This is a genomic window from Patescibacteria group bacterium (assembly GCA_041651355.1).
Classification (GTDB): domain Bacteria; phylum Patescibacteriota; class Patescibacteriia; order Patescibacteriales; family UBA12465; genus JAPLVX01.
Genome location: JBAZJK010000001.1, coordinates 255,823 through 272,400 on the forward strand (window position 1 = coordinate 255,823; position 16,578 = coordinate 272,400).

Sequence of the window (16,578 nt, forward strand, 5' to 3'; positions counted from 1 at the left end):
ATGTCAAAGAGAATTAAAATAATCTGGTCAACCCTTATCGTCTTAGTTATCATCGCCTTGTCTTTTGGCGGCGGCTTCTATTTCGGGCAGAAACGGCAATCGAGCGCTTTCAGCCGTCTTTTGAGCCGGCCTTTGGCCTATTCGGAAAGCTTAACTGGCAGAGGCGCTAAAAATGCCAGCTTATCTGGCGAGGTTGACTTTGATCTCTATTGGGAAGTTTGGCAGAATCTTAAGGTTAATTTCGTAGATAAGAATAAGATTAAGGATAAGGAGATGTTCTATGGCTCTTTACAGGGCCTAGCGGCTTCTTTAGGCGACCCCTATACCCTATTCATGGATCCTAAGACTTTTAAAGAATTCAATGACGATTTAGCCGGTACTTTTGAAGGCATTGGCGCTGAAGTCGGCATGCGTAATGAAATGGTGACGATTATCGCGCCGCTGGAAGGCTTGCCAGCCGCTAAAGCTGGTTTGCGCGCTGGAGACAAAGTGTTAGCCATCGACGGCCAAACCGCTTTAGGACTAAGCGTCGACGAGGCGGTAAAGAAGATTCGCGGCCCCAAAGGAACCAAGGTGACTTTGACGATTTTGCGAGGGAAGAGCGATAAGTCGCAAGATATCGTGGTTACCCGGGATGTCATAGTCGTGAAGAGCGTTAAGACGGGAATGAGGAAGGATGGAATTTATGTTATCAAGATAAGTAATTTTAATAACGATACCGAAGGCTTATTCGAGGCGGCTGTCCAAGATGTCCTCCTCAAGAACCCGAAAGGGATAATCTTGGATTTGCGCAATAACCCCGGTGGCTACCTGGAAACCTCTATCAAGATTGCGAGCGAGTGGATCAAGGAAGGGGTGGTCGTGGCTGAACAATTCAATGATAATCGGCGCAATGAGAGTTTCGCGGATGGCCAGGCTCGCTTGGCTAATTTCCCGACTGTCGTCTTGGTTAATGGCGGCAGTGCTTCTGCCTCAGAAATCGTGGCCGGGGCTTTGCGTGACTACAAGAAAGCTACTATCGTGGGAGAAAACACTTTTGGTAAGGGCTCGGTTCAGACGCTAAAAGACCTAAGCGATGGCTCAGCTTTGAAGGTAACGATCGCTAAATGGCTGACTCCGGCTGGGGATGCAATCGATGAGAAGGGAATCAAACCGAATGTCGAGGTCAAGATTAGCCAGGAGAATATAGATAAGAATATCGACTTGCAGATGGATAAGGCGCTGCAGATCCTGAAAGCGAAAAAATAAAAAAGCAGCTCCTGGGTAGAGAAGCCGCTCTTTATGGCTGTTTCTTTTGGGGGATTTTAATAGTATTCGTTGAGGAAATTTTCCCTCATCGCCTCCTCGGTGGGAGAATCGTGAACCTGATGGATCTTTATTTGCTCATGTATCTCCTTAATATCGAAAGGTGATACGTCGATGAGAATGTCATTATGACCAAGGATCCTTTCCGCCCAGTCATATTCATCGGCATTAAAGAGGTCATCAGCGAATTCTTCGCTGCCTTGGCCGGATGCGACCAAGTCCCCGTCGTCATTAAATAGGCAGATAATTCCGCCGTCATTTACTAATCGAGCCATGTTTACATTGTTTTAAATGGTTAGTAAGAACTATTATAATTTTTTTGATAATAAATTTATAACATACTATTATTCTTAAGTCAAGGGAATATGGAAAAGAAAAAAACATCTAAAAATAGCCCAAAATTTATCTTCGTGGTGGGCGGAGTCATGTCCGGAGTCGGTAAAGGCGTGACGACGGCGTCGATTGGTGAGATCTTGCAGGCACGGGGCTATAACGTCAGCTGTATCAAGATGGATCCCTATATCAATGTTGATGCCGGTACCATGAATCCGGTAGAGCATGGTGAAGTTTTTGTAACCGAAGATGGCGATGAAACCGATCAAGACATCGGCAATTACGAAAGATTCTTGAATAAGAATATTTATCGGGAGAGCTATATGACAACCGGGCGCGTCTATCAGACCGTCATCAACAAAGAACGGAATTTGGAATATAAAGGGAAGTGCGTCCAAGTTGTGCCTCATATCCCGCAAGAGATCCGCAACCGCATCGATGCTGCCGTGGCTAAGACCGGGGCGGAAATAATGATTATTGAAATTGGCGGCACGGTGGGCGAGTATGAAAATCTTCTATTTTTGGAAGCAGCCAGGGTAATGAAGCTCCATAACCCTAAGGATGTCCTCTTCGTCATCGTTTCCTATCTCCCGATTCCGAATAAGATTGGCGAAATGAAGACTAAGCCGACCCAGCACGCTGTCAGGAATTTACAGAGTGCCGGCATCCAACCCGACTTCTTGATTGCCCGCAGTGAAAAGCCGATGGATGAAGCGAGAAGAGAAAAGATTGCGATTAATTGTAACGTCTTTCCTGAAAATGTCATCGCCGCGCCTGACATCGATTCTATCTACGATATTCCTTTGAATTTCGAAAAAGGTAATCTAAGCAAGAACATATTAGAACGTTTCGGCTTGCCTTTGCGCAAGAAATCAGATAATCAGGAGTGGCGCAAGATGGCGAGTGCCATCAAGAATGCTAAGCAAGAGGTTAATATCGGGATCGTGGGCAAGTATTTTGCGACCGGTGATTTTTCTTTGGGAGATTCCTATATTTCCGTCATCGAGGCGATCAAACACGCCGCCGCCTATAATCACGCTAAGGCTAAGATCCATTGGTTGAGCGCGGAAGACGTAGAGGAGAAAGGCACCGGAGTCCTAAAAAATCTAGATGGTGTCATCGTGCCTCAAGGTTGGGGCGGCCGTGGTCATAACGGTAAGATAAAAGCCATTAGATATTGCCGCGAACATAAAGTGCCATATTTTGGTCTCTGCTATGGCATGCAGATGGCCGTGATTGAATTCGCCCGCAATGTAGCCGGCCTCAAAGACGCTAATTCTGCCGAAGTTGATCCTAAGACGACTAATCCGGTTATTCATATCATGCCAGGCCAGGAAAAGCTTATCCAAGAAAAAGGCTATGGCGGTACCATCCGCTTAGGCGGCTGGCCTTGTAAGATAACAGCCAGCACCCACTTAGCCAAAGCCTATGAGAAATTCACCGATCAAAAAATAATTTCCGAACGCCATCGCCATCGCTATGAATTTAATAACGATTATAGGCAGAAATTTATAGATTTAGGCCTCACTATCGCCGGCACCTCACCGGATGGGGAAATAGTGGAGGGTATCGAAATTACTAGCCACCCATTTTTCATCGGCGTCCAATTCCATCCCGAATATATTTCCCGCCCCTTAGCCCCGCACCCTTTATTTGTCGAGTTTATCAGGGTTTGCAAAGATTTAAGGAAGAAAAAATAATTTAAGAAAAAAAGAAGGCCGTCTTAATTAGACGGCCTTTTATTTTTTTATCCCCGAAAATGCTTGATCATTTTTTTCCTTAATTTATTCAAGGATATCCTAATAGCGAAGCTCAGGGCGTGCAGACCGACGAAGGCGATCAGATAGCCCGAAAGATAATGCTTGCCTCTGATATTTTCTGGATTTTCCATGATGTAGGTCATAAACCAGGAGGCGGTAATGCCGGCCATGAGCAGGAATTGGTAGAAATGATATGCTGGCCAAACCGTCCTTTCGCGATTATAGATCAGATCCGAGAACTTATAGATAATAAATAACATTACGATGGATAAGATCATCCAGAGAAATACAGAGGGCGGTTGGGCGATCAGGGCTATTATCCCAGCAGTGGTCATTATAGCTAAATTAAATAGGTAGGCGATAATAAAATCTTTATTCTTTTTGTCTAGGCCGATAAATCCATATAGCAGAATAACTGCGGCCGGAATTATAATCCCTAAGATAGTCCAGAACCAGCAAGCGCTTTCCTCACCCAGCTGGGATGATTTTTTAGCCGATATTATGTTTGACTGAGTTTGGTGCTCAGTGCTGTTTATAATATAAGCTTTTCTGACTGGCAGGATGGAGGTAATGATGGTCTTAGAGCTGGTGTCTTGTTTAATCACGCTTTTTCCTTGGAGAAGCTGTTTATAATCTTCCAGGTTAAGCGGCCGGCAGTCGTTAGCGATTTGCCATTTGGCCAGAAGCTGTTCGGTGGTGATTGTTAAGGAATCATGATTTTTTAATTCCTGGGTCCTACGGAAGAGGAAAACTTCTTCTCCCTGTTTTCTGAAGTTGGTGTCAGTCTGGCCAAAAAGCGGCAGACCGGCGCTGAGCATCAAGATGCCAAGCAGGATTGAGGCGATTTTTTTCATGAGGAATATTAATTTGGGGTTGTGAAAAGGACGATTAGTTTGATTATCTACCTTATTATTTATTTGATTATTTGTCAAGTAACAAAAAACCTCTTAAATCAGAGGTTTTTAGCTTATTTTTTGAAAATCAAAAGCCTTATTTAGCTGGGATTATGCTCACCACCTTGCAGCTTTTAGTAGAGCCGTCGTATTTAGTAAACTTCTTGGTACTGAATTTAACTATGCCGCTCTTTAAGGCGAACAAGGTGTCATCGCCGCCGCGTTTCACATTCAAACCGACCCGGTATTTAGTACCGCGCTGGCGGATGATGATCATCCCGGTCTTGATAGCTTGGCCGTCAGTGATTTTAACGCCGAGGCGCTTACTTTCTGATTCTCGGCCGAGCGAGGTGGAGCCGGCCGCCTTCTTATGTGCCATATTGGTTATAACTTAAAATGCCAGCCGGAAAGCTGCATTCTGAAGTCTGTAAATAATTTTTATATCTTTTGCTAATATAACAAAAGCTCGGTTTAATGTCAAGATTTGGCTGAGAAAAGCACTTTTTTCATTGCTTATTTGGATACTTTATACTAAGATTAAACAGGAAGGATTTTAAATAATTTGGTTTGATTTAATAATATGTCAAAGAAGATTTTAGTGGCCGCCGCCTGGCCTTATGCTAACGGTTCCTTGCATCTAGGGCATGTGGCCGGCCTGATCGGGGCGGATATCTTGGCACGCTACTGGCGCTTAGCTGGAGTGGAGGTCCTTTATGTCTCCGGATCCGATTGCCATGGGACTCCAATCAGCGTCGAAGCCGAGAAACAAGGCTTAGCGCCCAAAGCGATTGCAGAAAAGTATCATCAAGAATTTGTCGCGACCTTGGTCAAAGGCCTTAATTTTTCCTATGACAACTATACTAACACTTTGACCGACACCCATCAGAGGGTGGTACAGGATCTCTTTCTTCAGCTCTATGAAAAGGGCTTGATTTATAAAAAAAGCCAGAGTTTGCCATATTGCGTGTCTTGCAATCGTTTTCTACCTGATCGTTATCTGGAAGGCCTTTGTCCGCACTGTAATTTTGATCCGGCTCGAGGCGATCAATGTGATAATTGCGGCAAGATTTTAGATGCCAAAGAACTTATTAAGCCGCGTTGCAAGATTTGTGGCAGTACGCCGGAGTGGCGGGAGTCTGAACATTTTTTTCTTAAATTATCCGCTTTAGAAAAGGATTTAGAGAAATGGTTAAATACTAAATCTGGCTGGCGGGGTAATGCTTTGAATTTTTCCAAGAATCTCTTGAGTGGCGGCTTGCCAGATCGGGCGATTACCCGGGATCTAGATTGGGGAATTGAGCTGCCTTTGCCGGGTTATGAAGGCAAGAGGATCTATGTCTGGTTCGAAGCCGTCTGTGGGTATTTATCTGCCTCGCATGAATGGGCAGAGAAATCTGACCATCCTGAGGCTTGGAAAGATTTTTGGCAGGCAGAAGATGTTTTCCATTATTATGTCCATGGCAAAGACAATATCCCTTTTCATACCATTATCTGGCCGGCCATCCTTTTAGGCCAAGGACAGCTCCACTTGCCCGACATGATTGTCTCTTCGGAATATTTGACTTTAGCCCATAGACAATTCTCTAAGAGCCGCCATTGGGCGGTCTGGCTACCGGTTTTTTTGAAAAGCTATGACGCCGACACCCTGCGTTATTATTTAGTTATCGCTGGTCCGGAAACTTCCGATGCGGATTTTTCCTGGCCGGAATTTATGCTGAAGACTAACAATGAGCTTATCAGCACCTTCGGCAATTTCGTGAACCGGGTTTTGTCTTTAAGCGCGAAGAATTTTCCTGATGGTTTGAATTGGCCGAAATCGCCTAGTCTTTCAGCTCAAGCCCTCTTGGATTTGGCCGATAGAACCAGGGTGGCCGCTGGCCAGGCGATTGAAAAAGCTAATTTCCGAGAAGGGCTGAAATTGATTTTCCACCTGGTCGATGAGGCTAACGCTTACGTTAATCAAAGTTCGCCTTGGGTAAGTGTTAAGACTGATCCAGCTCAAGCTGAAGCGGATCTAGCTGTTTTACTCCAAATAGTTAAAGAATTAGCCATTCTCTTGTCCCCGTATCTGCCGTCAACCGCCCTGAAAATAGCAGCGAGCTTGGGTATATCCCTTAAAGCCTGGGAGAGACCGGAGTTCGCCTTTACCAAAGTCGGTGATTTCGCGCCTCTTTTCCGTAAGTTGAGCGAGGAAGAAATCGAAGCGGAAGCTGCTAAATTGGGTAATAAATAATCATAAAAATATGGTTTCACGCTTATCTAAGATGAAGAATCACAAGTCTTTCCGGCCGCTCCTGATCTTTTTCTTGCTTCTAGTTATCATCGTGTTAGCCATCTGGCTTAGAGCTAGGACTAATAGTTCTCAACCTTTGGATTTAAATTATCAGCCCAAGGCCCTGGAAACCAAAGCTGATTATGTCGCTAAAGATATCAAGGAAGAGAAAGTATATGCCTTACCCTCTGGCCATGACAGTTTCAATGACCTTTTCTTCTTTACTAGCCCGGACGGACAGAAGATCGCCTATGCTATTAGCAAGGATCAGGGTTGGGCGGTAGTTGTTAACGGCCAGGTTGGCGAAGCTTATGATTCCTTATCGCCAGTAGTCTTTTCTCCTGATAGCGAGCACTTCGCCTATACGGCTAAAAAGAACAATCAGGAAGTCATCGTAGTTGATAATCAAGCTGGCCCCAGTTTTGATTGGACCTTTGAACCCAAGATGTTTACCCCGGACAGTCGCTTTTTTATCTATAGGGCCAAGAAGGACGGCAAAGATCTGATAATGGTCAATAATTGGGCGAGCCGTTTATATGATGAGATCTATAAAGTTAATGTTTCGCCTGACGGCGGACAGCTATTTTTCTTTGCCCGCCAAGATAAGGAGCTGTGGCGGATTAGTATCGATTTGGATAAGAGCAAGGAGTTAAAATAGAGCTATGTCTCAGCGTTTAGATTTACTAAAAAAGAAAGCTAGAGCCGCGGTTCTGCCCGCTAAGACCCAGATCTTGCAGCGTTTTTTTAAGACCGCTCCGGGCGAATACGGGGCTGGAGATAAGTTTTTGGGCCTTATGGTGCCAGCTGCTCGGAAGATCGCTAAAGAATTTAAAGATTTACCCCTTAAGGATATCAGCCGTTTGATTAAGGACCCCTATCATGAATTAAGACTGATTGCTCTCTTGATCCTCGTGGAAAACTACCAAACAGCTAAGGACCAGCTCAGCCGGAAGCAGATCCTTGATTTCTATTTGCAAAATACTAGATATATTAACAACTGGGATTTAGTCGATTTGTCGGTCTATAAGATTTTGGGTGATTATCTACTCCTTTATCCCCGAGAAAAAAAGCTTTTAGTGAAATTAGCCAACTCGAGGAGTCTGTGGGAAAAACGGATGGCTATGGTTGCCACCCTTGCTTTTATAAAAGCTGGTTTTAGCCAGGAAACGCTTAAGATCGCTAAGATCTTAGTTTATGACCAGCATGACCTGATCCAGAAGGCTGTCGGCTGGATGCTTAGAGAGATGGGTAAACGCTTGGGAGAAAGGGAATTGAAGGCTTTTTTGGATCATTATTACAGAACGATGCCAAGGACCGCTTTGCGTTATGCGATCGAGAGATTGAAGCCGGCAGAACGCGAGCACTATCTCTATGCCGCTTAGCTTTGACATCAGGGAAAAATAGGGATAAAAGATAAAGAAGGATAATTTTAATAATATATAGATCTTTAACAATTCATTTTAGTATTAACCATATAAAAAAGGAGGCAAAAAATGGAGCCAGCACCCGTAACCGGACGAAATCTAACTATGCCGGACACTAACATCCTTTTGCACGACCCCAATGCCATTGATTTCTTGCGCGAAGGCGGCAATGTTGTCGTCTTAGCCCTAGAAACCATTGTCGAGCTGGACAATTTGAAGCGTAAGCCGGATATCGGCATCGATGCCCGCGAGGCAATCAAGAAAATCGAGAAGCTCCGCCACAGCGGCGACCCTTCTCTGATCATTGAGTACAACCCTAAGTTCGGGAACTTAAAGATTCCTGATCATGACAAGCCGGACCATAAGATCCTAGCTACCTTCAACAAGGTGGTGGATAATTTCACTGCCGGCCGCTACCGCAAGGAATACGGCAATTTTGACAAGATCAAATTCATCTCTAATGATGTCACTCTGCGCCTTTTGGTCCATGAATTAATCGGTGTTAGCCGTCCGAGCTACATCGCGGTCGAAGAGTATCGGCGCGATAAGATCAAAGTAGAAATTAAGCCTGACGTCGTCAAAAGGCTCCGAGTCAGTCATTCTGATGTTGCTTCCGACGGCCGAACCTTCTCTTTCCGGGCTAAAGCGAAAAAGGAGATAGCTGATGAGATTTTGGAAAACGAAGGCGTCGTCTGTCTGAGCAACCATAATCCCTATACCAAACAAGCCGAAGCTGAGTATAAGGAACGTTTTGTAGCCATTAAGAAAGGGGATTATTTCCAGATCGTCCATCCCAAGATTGCCGCTAGCGGTATCAGCTCCTTGTCCAATAATGGCAATGGCCCGAATTGGCAGCAGCAGATCGCTTTGGGCCAGCTGCTGGATCCGACCATTACCTGTAGTTTCTTGCAGGGAGGCGCCGGTACCGGTAAGACTCTTCTGGCCATCGCAGCCGCTTTGGAACAGAGGAAAAATTTTCGCCAGATCCTGATTTCCCGGCCGATGGTTTCCTTGGAAGATGAAGATAAGATGGGCTTTTTACCGGGTGGGATCAATAATAAGATGTCGCCCTGGATGGTCCCGATTATCCAGAATTTGGAGCTGATCGAACTGGTTAATCACCTGAATAAGTCCGCCGTCGTCTCAGCTGAGCCAAATGGTGGCAAGAATGGCAAAAAGAAGCGGAGTAATAGGGCTAATAACGGCAACAACGAAGAGGATAATAAGCCGCCAGAGGATATTTTTGTCCGTAACAAGATCATCAATGTCCCTCTGGATTATATCCGTGGCGCCACTTGGTTGGATCGTTTTGTGATTATTGATGAAGCCCAGAATCTGACTACCCACCAAGTCAAGACCATTATTACCCGGGTAGGGCAGAATTCTAAGATCGTCTTTACCGGCGACCTCGGTCAGATCGACCGCAAGAAGATTCCGGATTTCCGTTCTTCCGGTTTGGCCTATGCCTCACAGAAGATGAAGGGCAATCCCATGATTTCGGTTGTCAATTTTTCCGAAACGGTCCGTTCCGCCCTCGCTGCTTTCGCCGAGCAAGTTCTTTGATTCAAATATGCCAAGCGCGTTTATAAAAACGCGCTTGTTTTATTAGGGATAATCGATTAAAATAGTATTGCGATTTTCAAAAAGGTGTTATAATATAGGCAAATTTAAAAGACTAATTTATCTAATTTTATCAATATGACAGAAGAACACAAACATGCTTGTTGCGGCCATGAATCGGACGGCGGCTCAGGCCAATGCTGTTCCGGACGCCGCGGCCCTAAATTTTTCATCTTAGCCTTAGCAATCATCTGCTTGGCTGGGATCGTAGTAGTTTCAATTTTGCGCGATCGGATCGTTAGTCAGCAATATCGCCAGGTGACCGTCACCGGCCAAGGGCGTTTGAGCTATCAGCCCGATATCGCCATCGTGACCTTAGGCGTGCAGATCGACAAAGCCCCTTTAGCCGAAGAAGCCCTAAATCAGTTAAATGCTAAGGTAAACAGCATCAGTTCGGCTCTTAAGGCCTTAGGCGTCAGTGCGGAGAATATCCAGACGCAGAATTATTCCGTCATGCCCCAGTATGACTACAAGGATAATGTCAGCGTTGTCGGCGGCTATAATGCCAACCAGCAGCTGACCGTCAAGATTACTGATTATGACAAGAACCCAGGCAGCTTGAACCAAGTGATTGCCGCGGCCTCTAAAGCCGGAGCTAATCAGATCCTCAACCTGAGCTTTGATGCTTCCAATCTGAGCGATTTGAAACAACAGGCCAGGGTTAAGGCGATTGCCGACGCCCGAGAGAAAAGTGGCGCTTTAGCGGCGGCAGCCGGGGTCGAGCTCAAGAATATCGCTAATTGGTGGGAGAATTTGATCCAGCCGGTGCCTAGCTACAACTATGGCGGTATGGGCGCGGGTGGCGTCGGTGGGGGCGGCATGCCTCAAGTGCCGAGCGGCTCACGGGAGATTATCATCGAGATCGGTGTCACCTATAATATAAAATAAAAAATTTTTTAAACTGGCGGGTTTTTAGACGCGCCAGTTTTTGTCAGTTATGAACAATAATGAGCCTGGCCCGAATGGCAACAGCTTGGCGGACAAGACTATCTTGATCGTCTCCTCTTACAAGCGGTCATTTACCAAGAGAGTTAAGAACCTAGGGCTGAAAGTGATCGTTTTAGATAAGGAACTTAGCGGCCCTCAGCCCTATATCGACCACTTCATCAAAGCGGATAATTATAACCATAACGAAGCGATCAGCGCAGTCGATAATTTTTTGAAAGAGCATCCGGATATCAAGATCGATGGCGTCATGACTTTTTGGGAGGATGACGTTTTGTTGACTTCTAAATTGGCTGACAAGTTCCATTGGATTGGCATCCCCTATAAGGTAGCCAACCGGGCGCGCAATAAATTCTTGTTTCGGGAATTTTGCCAGCATCATGGTTTACCGACCGTCCAACATCAGGAAATAAAGCATGGCCGGGATTTGGAAGAAGTCATAGCAAATTTTAAGTTCCCAGTTGTTATCAAGCCTAGCTATGGCGCCGCCAGCGCCTTCGTTTTCAAAGCTAACGATCCGGATGAGCTCAGGGACAGCTATGCCTACATCAAGAAAGAGATAAACAATAAGGTAGAAAGCGCCCTAAATGACGGCTTAGGCGTCTTTGTCGAAGAATATATTGATGGCGATGAAGTCGATCTGGATATGATAATCCAGAACGGGAAGGTGAAGTTTTGCGCTATTTCTGATAACAGCAAGACTAAAGAGCCCTTTTTTGTGGAAACGACCCGTCTCACCCCCTCCAATCTACCGCTCAAGAATCGGTCCGAGCTGTTGAAGATGGCTGATGAAGTCTTGGAAAAATTAGGAGTATCTCAGGCTTGCGTTCATTTTGAAGCTAAATCTACCGCCAAAGGACCGGTTCCGATTGAGGTTAACTTGCGTCTAGGCGGTGATGAAATCTATCCCAGCATTAAAGCCGCCTATCATTTCGATTTGATCGAGGCGGCCGTTAAAGTGGCTTTAGGCGTCTATATCGCTCCGATAGAACCTTTCCGCGAACCATATAAATACTTGTTAGCTGAGACTTTTTCTTCTGACCATTCCGGCGTTTTGGTTAATTTAGATATCGCTGAGGATTTAAAGAAGAAGGAATTCGTTGAAGAGTTCCAGTTCGAAGCAGAAATAGGCGATTCGATCATGGCCCCGCCTAATGGCTATGATTATTTGGGCTGGATGATGGTTTCTGGCGAGCACCCGGTAGATGCTCAAGATAATCTGGAGTCGGCTCGGCAGGGCATCAGTTACGAGATTGCTCGTTTCCATCCGGCTTCTTCTTTAGGCAAGACCGAGAGGAAAAGCCACGTGTCTTTTTCCGCCCTTAACAAGGAATTCTTGAAGAGGCGAGGCAAGATTGAGAAGATCAGGCGCCTGTCAATTTCTAACCAGCGGAGTCTGCATATCGGCGTTGCCGGCAATCTGTATCAGGCTGATCCAAGCCAACTAGATTACCAGGAGTCGGTTAAAGGCGCTCTTAGCTCTGTTAGCGCGAATATCAAGAATACTTTGGAGGCTCGAGGTTATCGGGTAAGTTTTTTTGATTTTAACGACTTGCCCCAGGCTTTCAATGATTTAAAAAATAGTGATGTTGATTTAGTGTTCAACGTCTGCGAGCGTATCAATGATTCCAGCTTGCTGGAACCGCACGCCGCCTCGGTATTGGATACCTTGCAGATCCCTTATACTGGCTCTAATCCTTTTACCTTGGGATTGTGTATTGATAAGATCAAGGTGAAGAAGCTATTAAGCTATCACAAGATACCGACCCCGGAATGGGATTACATCTATTCTTTAGATGATGATATCCGGAGCGATTTGAAATATCCCTTAATGGTCAAGCCGGCTAATACCGATGATTCGATCGGCATCACTAACGATTCGGTCGTGACGGATAAGGAAGGTCTATATCGCGAGCTAAAGAAGATTATCTTGGGTTTAGGTCGTCCGGCCTTGATTGAAGAGTATATTGATGGCGATGAATATGATGTCCCAATTATCGGGAGCACCGAAGATGATCTTCGGGTCTTGCCGCTATCGCGCTCCATCTTCGATAATATGCCTCCGGATTATTGGCATATCTATACCTTCGAAGCGAAATATTCCCAATATGAAAGCGTTTATGACAAGTGCATCATCAAGCAGGAACCGCCGAAAAACATCAGCAAGAAGTTGGAATCACTCTTAAGCGAGATTGCCCTAGATACTTACAACATCCTGGATTGCCATGATTACGGCCGGGTGGAGATAAAAGTCGATAAGAACGATAACCCTTACGTCCTAGAGTTAAATCCTAATCCTTCAATCAATATTACCGATTGCCTTTCCCGCTCATCCAAGCTGGTCGGTTTTGATTATGGCGATTTCTTGGAGGAGATAATCCGTCTGGCGATCAATCGCTATAAGAACAACGACCCGTATTATCATCTGCAATCTAATTTGCTCTAAATCCATATGGTTAAGACCCCATCGCTCAAGACTCTAACTAAATCCTCCGACTGCTTTACTTGCCCTGACCCTTGTTGCCGTTTTGCTAAAGATGACGCCTATTTTGCTCCCGTGCTAGATGAAAAGGAATTAGCCAGATTGCGCCAGGCTGGCCGGTCGTTCGCGGTCTTGAAAAAGGGAAAAGGGGTCTATCTTTTGCGTTTGCGCCGGGGTCGGCGTCCCGGTCAAGGGCGGCTAGCTGGAACAGAAATATATGTTTGTCCCTTGCTGGATGAAGCTAGCGGCGCCTGTATCGCCTATGAGAATCGGCCGCTTGATTGCAGCCTCTGGCCCTTCATATTTTCTCGCAGTGCTGATGGCCAAAGAGTGATTCTGGCGGTTTTTAAAGGCATTTGTCCGAGTTTGAATCAGCGCAGCGCTAAGGAAAAGAAGGCTTATATAGATTACCTTAAAGAATATTTAGATCGGACTGATTACCAGAGCCGTCTTAAGAAATATCCCGCTCTAATCTGGGATTATGAGCCGGCAACCGAAGAGTTGATGACTATTTTTTGATTTCGCCCGTCTTTATTGGCTTTTTTATTAGGGTATGTTATAATACCCTTATAAACATTGAGGATTTTAAAATTTACAATAATTAAGAGCTGAGTCTATTAAATTTCCTTAGATTTTTCCAAGGTTATTAATAGTCGAGCCCCATGCAAAATTATGTCAAAAATGACTAAGTCCCAGCTGATTGCCAACCTGGCAGAAGCAACATCTTTAAGTAAAAAGGAGGTTAACAATTTCATGGAAGCCTTAGCGGATACTGTTTACAAGGAAGTAAAGAAGACTGGCGAATGTATCGTTCCTGGCTTCGGCAAATTAGTCAAAGCTAAAAGGAAAGCTCGCGAAGGCCGCAATCCTGCTACTGGCGAAACCATCAAGATCCCAGCTAAAACCGTAGTTAAATTCCGCTTAGCTAAAGCGGTTAAGGATACCATTCTTTAGTACTTAGCAAAATATATAGCAAAAAACCGCCTTAGGAATCGGGCGGTTTTTTGTTTGACATAATATTTATCTCGTGGTATATTTTTCCATCGTTCATTTTTGTGTTTTCTTTATAGACCTTTAAAATTTAATAACCATGGAATTAGAACACCGCCAGTTTTTAGAGCAATTCGTGTCTGATTATATTGATTGCTCCAATCTCGGAGATATTAACCGGGCTTTCAATAGGGCCGGGAAAAAAGAATTTGAGAGCCTGATGGCTCGGGCAGAGTCCATTCTGCAGAAGATTACAGATTTAGAAGCTTTACTTGTTTCCATTGATGAGCTTGATTCCTTGCAAGCCCCTTTGATTAAGCGATGCGGCTATTTCCAGGCCTTAGTGGCTAAAAGAGGGGCGGAAATCGCCTCCAGCATTAACAGCTTCGACGCCTTATGGGTGATTCCGTTTCAGGGTAAATTCCACATATCCGGGCCGCCCGCCTGGCTCTTGACTGCGCTTGATTCCCGGGCCGCCGTGCTCTTAAAGGAAGAGGCTTTAGCTCATGTATTTAATCTGGATATTTTAGCTAACTATTTATTCGATAGTGATCTTTATCCAGAAAGTCGTCGAGCTGTCCTTAATCGGATCAGGGAAGTTTTGCCCAGTGAAAAAGATGTGTTAGTCGTGGCCAGGCAATGTGATCGTCGTCCCAATTCGCAGGACAAATGTATGGAAGAATTTAAATATTTTTTGTTTAAACGCCTGGAAGAAATGTTGGATGACCTGCTTAAGTGGGACAATCCTGGGGTAATGATTAAAGTAATAGAAAAGATTGGATCTCCGCTTGATCCCGACCTGGAAAGGCTTTTAAAAGTCAAAGCCATGGAATTTTTGGAAAAGTGATTAATCCACAGCTGAAGTGAGAGTTTGGTTTTAAAGCCAAGCTCTTTTTTTATAAAAAAAGCGCTTAGTTGTCCCAGCGTTTTTTGTTTATTTAAATATATTGTTTAACAGTTATTCTTTCCACTTATCCACATATTGGCCTAAGCCGAAGTCTAAGAGCTTGTTTTGCAATTTGGTATTCTTATTCAGAAAAATCAAAAGGGAAGAGAGCTCGATTTGGTAGCGGTCTTTAACGATCTTATAAACAATCTTAGGGTCTGATTTAATGGCTCTTCTGATAGTTTTGCCTTGGACGCCGCCAATCTTCGCGGCTTCGGAAACTGATAACCAGAGAGGATTTTTGATTGTTTTATCAATTTTCTTGGCCATAGCAGATTTGATAGGTATTTAAGTCTACAATATTGTAGACTTAAATACTAAAAATGGCTAGTATAAAACAATATATAATTTTAAGTCCACATTAAATTAGACTTAAAACTTGGTTTTATTTAATAAATAAATATATAAAACGATTTTTGTAAATAGTTGATGGTAAAAATGAAATAAAACCTTTGTCAATCCGTCTGGTAATCGATATAAGTCCAATATTATTTGGACTTAAGTCACTTTTATCTTAAACATCCGCCTGCCAAAAGTCAAGGAGCCAAGAAGGGGCTTGCTTGGTGGAAATAATTTTTATATTTCAAATCTTAGACACCATCTTTAACTTGTTTTTGCTTTTAGCCTATGCTAGAATAAAATCAAGAAAAATAGCGTATAAATATGTGATCGGGCAGGGGGTAAAGTCCCTGGTTTTTCGTTTATCAGCATGACTATTAATTTAGCGAAAAAATTTAAAGATAAGAAAGCTATCAGCCAGCTGCGCAGCAAGGACCGCGAGGCCTTTATTGCTGTTTACGATAATCACGTTAAGGATATCCACCGCTTCGTCTATTTCAAGATCGGTCGCCAGGAAGAAGCTAATGACCTGACTTCCATGATTTTCTTGAAAACTTGGAACTATATCCAAACGAATCAATTGGCGGATGGTAAGACTTTGCGGGCGCTTTTATATAAGATTGCCCGTAACGCTATCGTGGATTATTACCGGGAAAATGGCCTTAAATTAGAGCTATCTTTAGATGATGAGAATAATCCGATTGAGGTGGTTGATGATAAGCAGGACTTAGCTGAAGACCTGACAGATAGGGCTAATTTAGAACTGATAAAGTCTAAGCTGCCTTTGCTTAAAGATGAATATAGGGAAGTGATTATATTAAAATTTGTCAATGATTTAGATTTGTCTGAAATTGCGGATATCACTGGTAAAAGCAAGGGTAATGTCCGGGTTCTGCTCCATCGCGCTTTAAACGCCCTCAGGGAGTTAGTCAGTGAGGCTGATCCTAAAACAGAGGAATAAGCCTTTAAATATCAAAAACCACCCCGTTTAAGGATGGTTTTTGTTTAAATCTCGTGGACAGAAATAGTGACTAGAATCGACTTTAATATAGTAGCATATTTTGAAAAAAAGTAAATATACTAGTCATTTTTGGTGGATCCGCAGGGAGTTGAACCCTGGAGATTTAGGTGTCGATCCTAGTCTCGAAACCCACCGGACCCAGGTTTTCAGACTAGCATAAACAGGCTGAGATTATCTTTAACTTTTCCTAAATTTTCCCTAAATCTTGCCAAGTGTAACAAAGACCCATATAATTCGTATACTATAAC

Annotated in this window: 16 protein-coding genes; 12 read left to right on the forward strand and 4 right to left on the reverse strand. The window is 44.1% G+C overall.

What is annotated here, in order from left to right:
- A complete protein-coding gene (locus WC441_01260; protein MFA5163138.1) occupies nt 1-1,248 on the forward strand; it encodes a S41 family peptidase in 1,248 nt (415 codons plus the stop codon).
- 56 nt (nt 1,249-1,304) lie between these two features.
- On the opposite strand, the gene WC441_01265 is transcribed toward WC441_01260, so the two are convergent.
- Entirely contained in the window at nt 1,305-1,580 is a 276-nt protein-coding gene (locus WC441_01265) for a hypothetical protein (protein ID MFA5163139.1), read from the reverse strand.
- Between the two features lie 90 nt (nt 1,581-1,670).
- On the opposite strand from WC441_01265, the gene WC441_01270 reads away from it, so the two are divergent.
- Nucleotides 1,671-3,338 carry a CTP synthase gene (locus WC441_01270; protein MFA5163140.1) on the forward strand — a complete coding sequence of 556 codons (1,668 nt, stop codon included), beginning with the start codon at nt 1,671-1,673 and terminating at the stop codon, nt 3,336-3,338.
- A 47-nt stretch (nt 3,339-3,385) separates the two neighbouring features.
- Here the strand turns inward: WC441_01270 and WC441_01275 are convergent, their stop codons facing one another.
- Complete coding sequence (locus WC441_01275) at nt 3,386-4,252, reverse strand: hypothetical protein (GenBank protein ID MFA5163141.1); 867 nt, start codon at nt 4,250-4,252, stop codon at nt 3,386-3,388.
- Between the two features lie 136 nt (nt 4,253-4,388).
- Nucleotides 4,389-4,670 (reverse strand): 50S ribosomal protein L27, encoded by a 282-nt coding sequence (gene rpmA / locus WC441_01280; protein MFA5163142.1) that lies wholly within the window; start codon nt 4,668-4,670, stop codon nt 4,389-4,391.
- A 201-nt stretch (nt 4,671-4,871) separates the two neighbouring features.
- On the opposite strand from rpmA, the gene metG reads away from it, so the two are divergent.
- From metG to WC441_01325, 9 genes are all read left to right on the forward strand, one after another.
- Nucleotides 4,872-6,524 (forward strand): methionine--tRNA ligase, encoded by a 1,653-nt coding sequence (gene metG / locus WC441_01285; protein ID MFA5163143.1) that lies wholly within the window; start codon nt 4,872-4,874, stop codon nt 6,522-6,524.
- Between the two features lie 10 nt (nt 6,525-6,534).
- Nucleotides 6,535-7,221 carry a hypothetical protein gene (locus tag WC441_01290; GenBank protein ID MFA5163144.1) on the forward strand — a complete coding sequence of 229 codons (687 nt, stop codon included), beginning with the start codon at nt 6,535-6,537 and terminating at the stop codon, nt 7,219-7,221.
- A gap of 4 nt (nt 7,222-7,225) precedes the next feature.
- Nucleotides 7,226-7,945, forward strand: a complete 720-nt coding sequence (locus tag WC441_01295) for a DNA alkylation repair protein (protein ID MFA5163145.1) — start codon at nt 7,226-7,228, stop codon at nt 7,943-7,945.
- A 147-nt stretch (nt 7,946-8,092) separates the two neighbouring features.
- Nucleotides 8,093-9,550, forward strand: coding sequence for a PhoH family protein (locus WC441_01300; protein ID MFA5163146.1), 1,458 nt, complete (start codon nt 8,093-8,095; stop codon nt 9,548-9,550).
- Between the two features lie 135 nt (nt 9,551-9,685).
- A complete protein-coding gene (locus WC441_01305) occupies nt 9,686-10,495 on the forward strand; it encodes an SIMPL domain-containing protein (GenBank protein ID MFA5163147.1) in 810 nt (269 codons plus the stop codon).
- Nucleotides 10,496-10,544: 49 nt separating this feature from the next.
- Nucleotides 10,545-12,998: an ATP-grasp domain-containing protein gene (locus WC441_01310; GenBank protein MFA5163148.1), complete on the forward strand. Its 2,454-nt coding sequence runs from the start codon at nt 10,545-10,547 to the stop codon at nt 12,996-12,998.
- Nucleotides 12,999-13,004: 6 nt separating this feature from the next.
- On the forward strand, nt 13,005-13,553 hold the full coding sequence (locus tag WC441_01315; protein ID MFA5163149.1) for a YkgJ family cysteine cluster protein: 549 nt from the start codon (nt 13,005-13,007) through the stop codon (nt 13,551-13,553).
- A 153-nt stretch (nt 13,554-13,706) separates the two neighbouring features.
- A complete protein-coding gene (locus tag WC441_01320) occupies nt 13,707-13,988 on the forward strand; it encodes an HU family DNA-binding protein (GenBank protein MFA5163150.1) in 282 nt (93 codons plus the stop codon).
- Between the two features lie 136 nt (nt 13,989-14,124).
- A complete protein-coding gene (locus WC441_01325) occupies nt 14,125-14,871 on the forward strand; it encodes a hypothetical protein (GenBank protein MFA5163151.1) in 747 nt (248 codons plus the stop codon).
- A gap of 111 nt (nt 14,872-14,982) precedes the next feature.
- Here WC441_01325 and WC441_01330 read toward each other — a convergent pair whose 3' ends face one another.
- The gene (locus WC441_01330) at nt 14,983-15,240 is read right to left on the reverse strand and encodes a hypothetical protein (protein ID MFA5163152.1); all 258 of its coding nucleotides are present in this window, start codon (nt 15,238-15,240) and stop codon (nt 14,983-14,985) included.
- Between the two features lie 439 nt (nt 15,241-15,679).
- Here WC441_01330 and WC441_01335 point away from each other — a divergent pair, with 439 nt between their 5' ends.
- Nucleotides 15,680-16,270, forward strand: coding sequence for an RNA polymerase sigma factor (locus tag WC441_01335; GenBank protein ID MFA5163153.1), 591 nt, complete (start codon nt 15,680-15,682; stop codon nt 16,268-16,270).
- The last annotated feature ends 308 nt before the right edge of the window (nt 16,271-16,578 follow it).

Excerpts from the sequence above, each read along its gene's own strand:
- metG (MFA5163143.1), top strand. The coding sequence starts at position 4,872 with ATGTCAAAGAAGATTTTAGTGGCCGCCGCCTGGCCTTATGCTAACGGT.
- WC441_01330 (MFA5163152.1), bottom strand. The coding sequence starts at position 15,240 with ATGGCCAAGAAAATTGATAAAACAATCAAAAATCCTCTCTGGTTATCA.
- WC441_01320 (MFA5163150.1), top strand. The coding sequence starts at position 13,707 with ATGTCAAAAATGACTAAGTCCCAGCTGATTGCCAACCTGGCAGAAGCA.
- WC441_01290 (MFA5163144.1), top strand. The coding sequence starts at position 6,535 with ATGGTTTCACGCTTATCTAAGATGAAGAATCACAAGTCTTTCCGGCCG.
- WC441_01305 (MFA5163147.1), top strand. The coding sequence starts at position 9,686 with ATGACAGAAGAACACAAACATGCTTGTTGCGGCCATGAATCGGACGGC.
- WC441_01275 (MFA5163141.1), bottom strand. The coding sequence starts at position 4,252 with ATGAAAAAAATCGCCTCAATCCTGCTTGGCATCTTGATGCTCAGCGCC.
- WC441_01265 (MFA5163139.1), bottom strand. The coding sequence starts at position 1,580 with ATGGCTCGATTAGTAAATGACGGCGGAATTATCTGCCTATTTAATGAC.
- WC441_01310 (MFA5163148.1), top strand. The coding sequence starts at position 10,545 with ATGAACAATAATGAGCCTGGCCCGAATGGCAACAGCTTGGCGGACAAG.
- WC441_01260 (MFA5163138.1), top strand. The coding sequence starts at position 1 with ATGTCAAAGAGAATTAAAATAATCTGGTCAACCCTTATCGTCTTAGTT.
- WC441_01295 (MFA5163145.1), top strand. The coding sequence starts at position 7,226 with ATGTCTCAGCGTTTAGATTTACTAAAAAAGAAAGCTAGAGCCGCGGTT.
- rpmA (MFA5163142.1), bottom strand. The coding sequence starts at position 4,670 with ATGGCACATAAGAAGGCGGCCGGCTCCACCTCGCTCGGCCGAGAATCA.
- WC441_01335 (MFA5163153.1), top strand. The coding sequence starts at position 15,680 with ATGACTATTAATTTAGCGAAAAAATTTAAAGATAAGAAAGCTATCAGC.
- WC441_01315 (MFA5163149.1), top strand. The coding sequence starts at position 13,005 with ATGGTTAAGACCCCATCGCTCAAGACTCTAACTAAATCCTCCGACTGC.
- WC441_01300 (MFA5163146.1), top strand. The coding sequence starts at position 8,093 with ATGCCGGACACTAACATCCTTTTGCACGACCCCAATGCCATTGATTTC.
- WC441_01325 (MFA5163151.1), top strand. The coding sequence starts at position 14,125 with ATGGAATTAGAACACCGCCAGTTTTTAGAGCAATTCGTGTCTGATTAT.
- WC441_01270 (MFA5163140.1), top strand. The coding sequence starts at position 1,671 with ATGGAAAAGAAAAAAACATCTAAAAATAGCCCAAAATTTATCTTCGTG.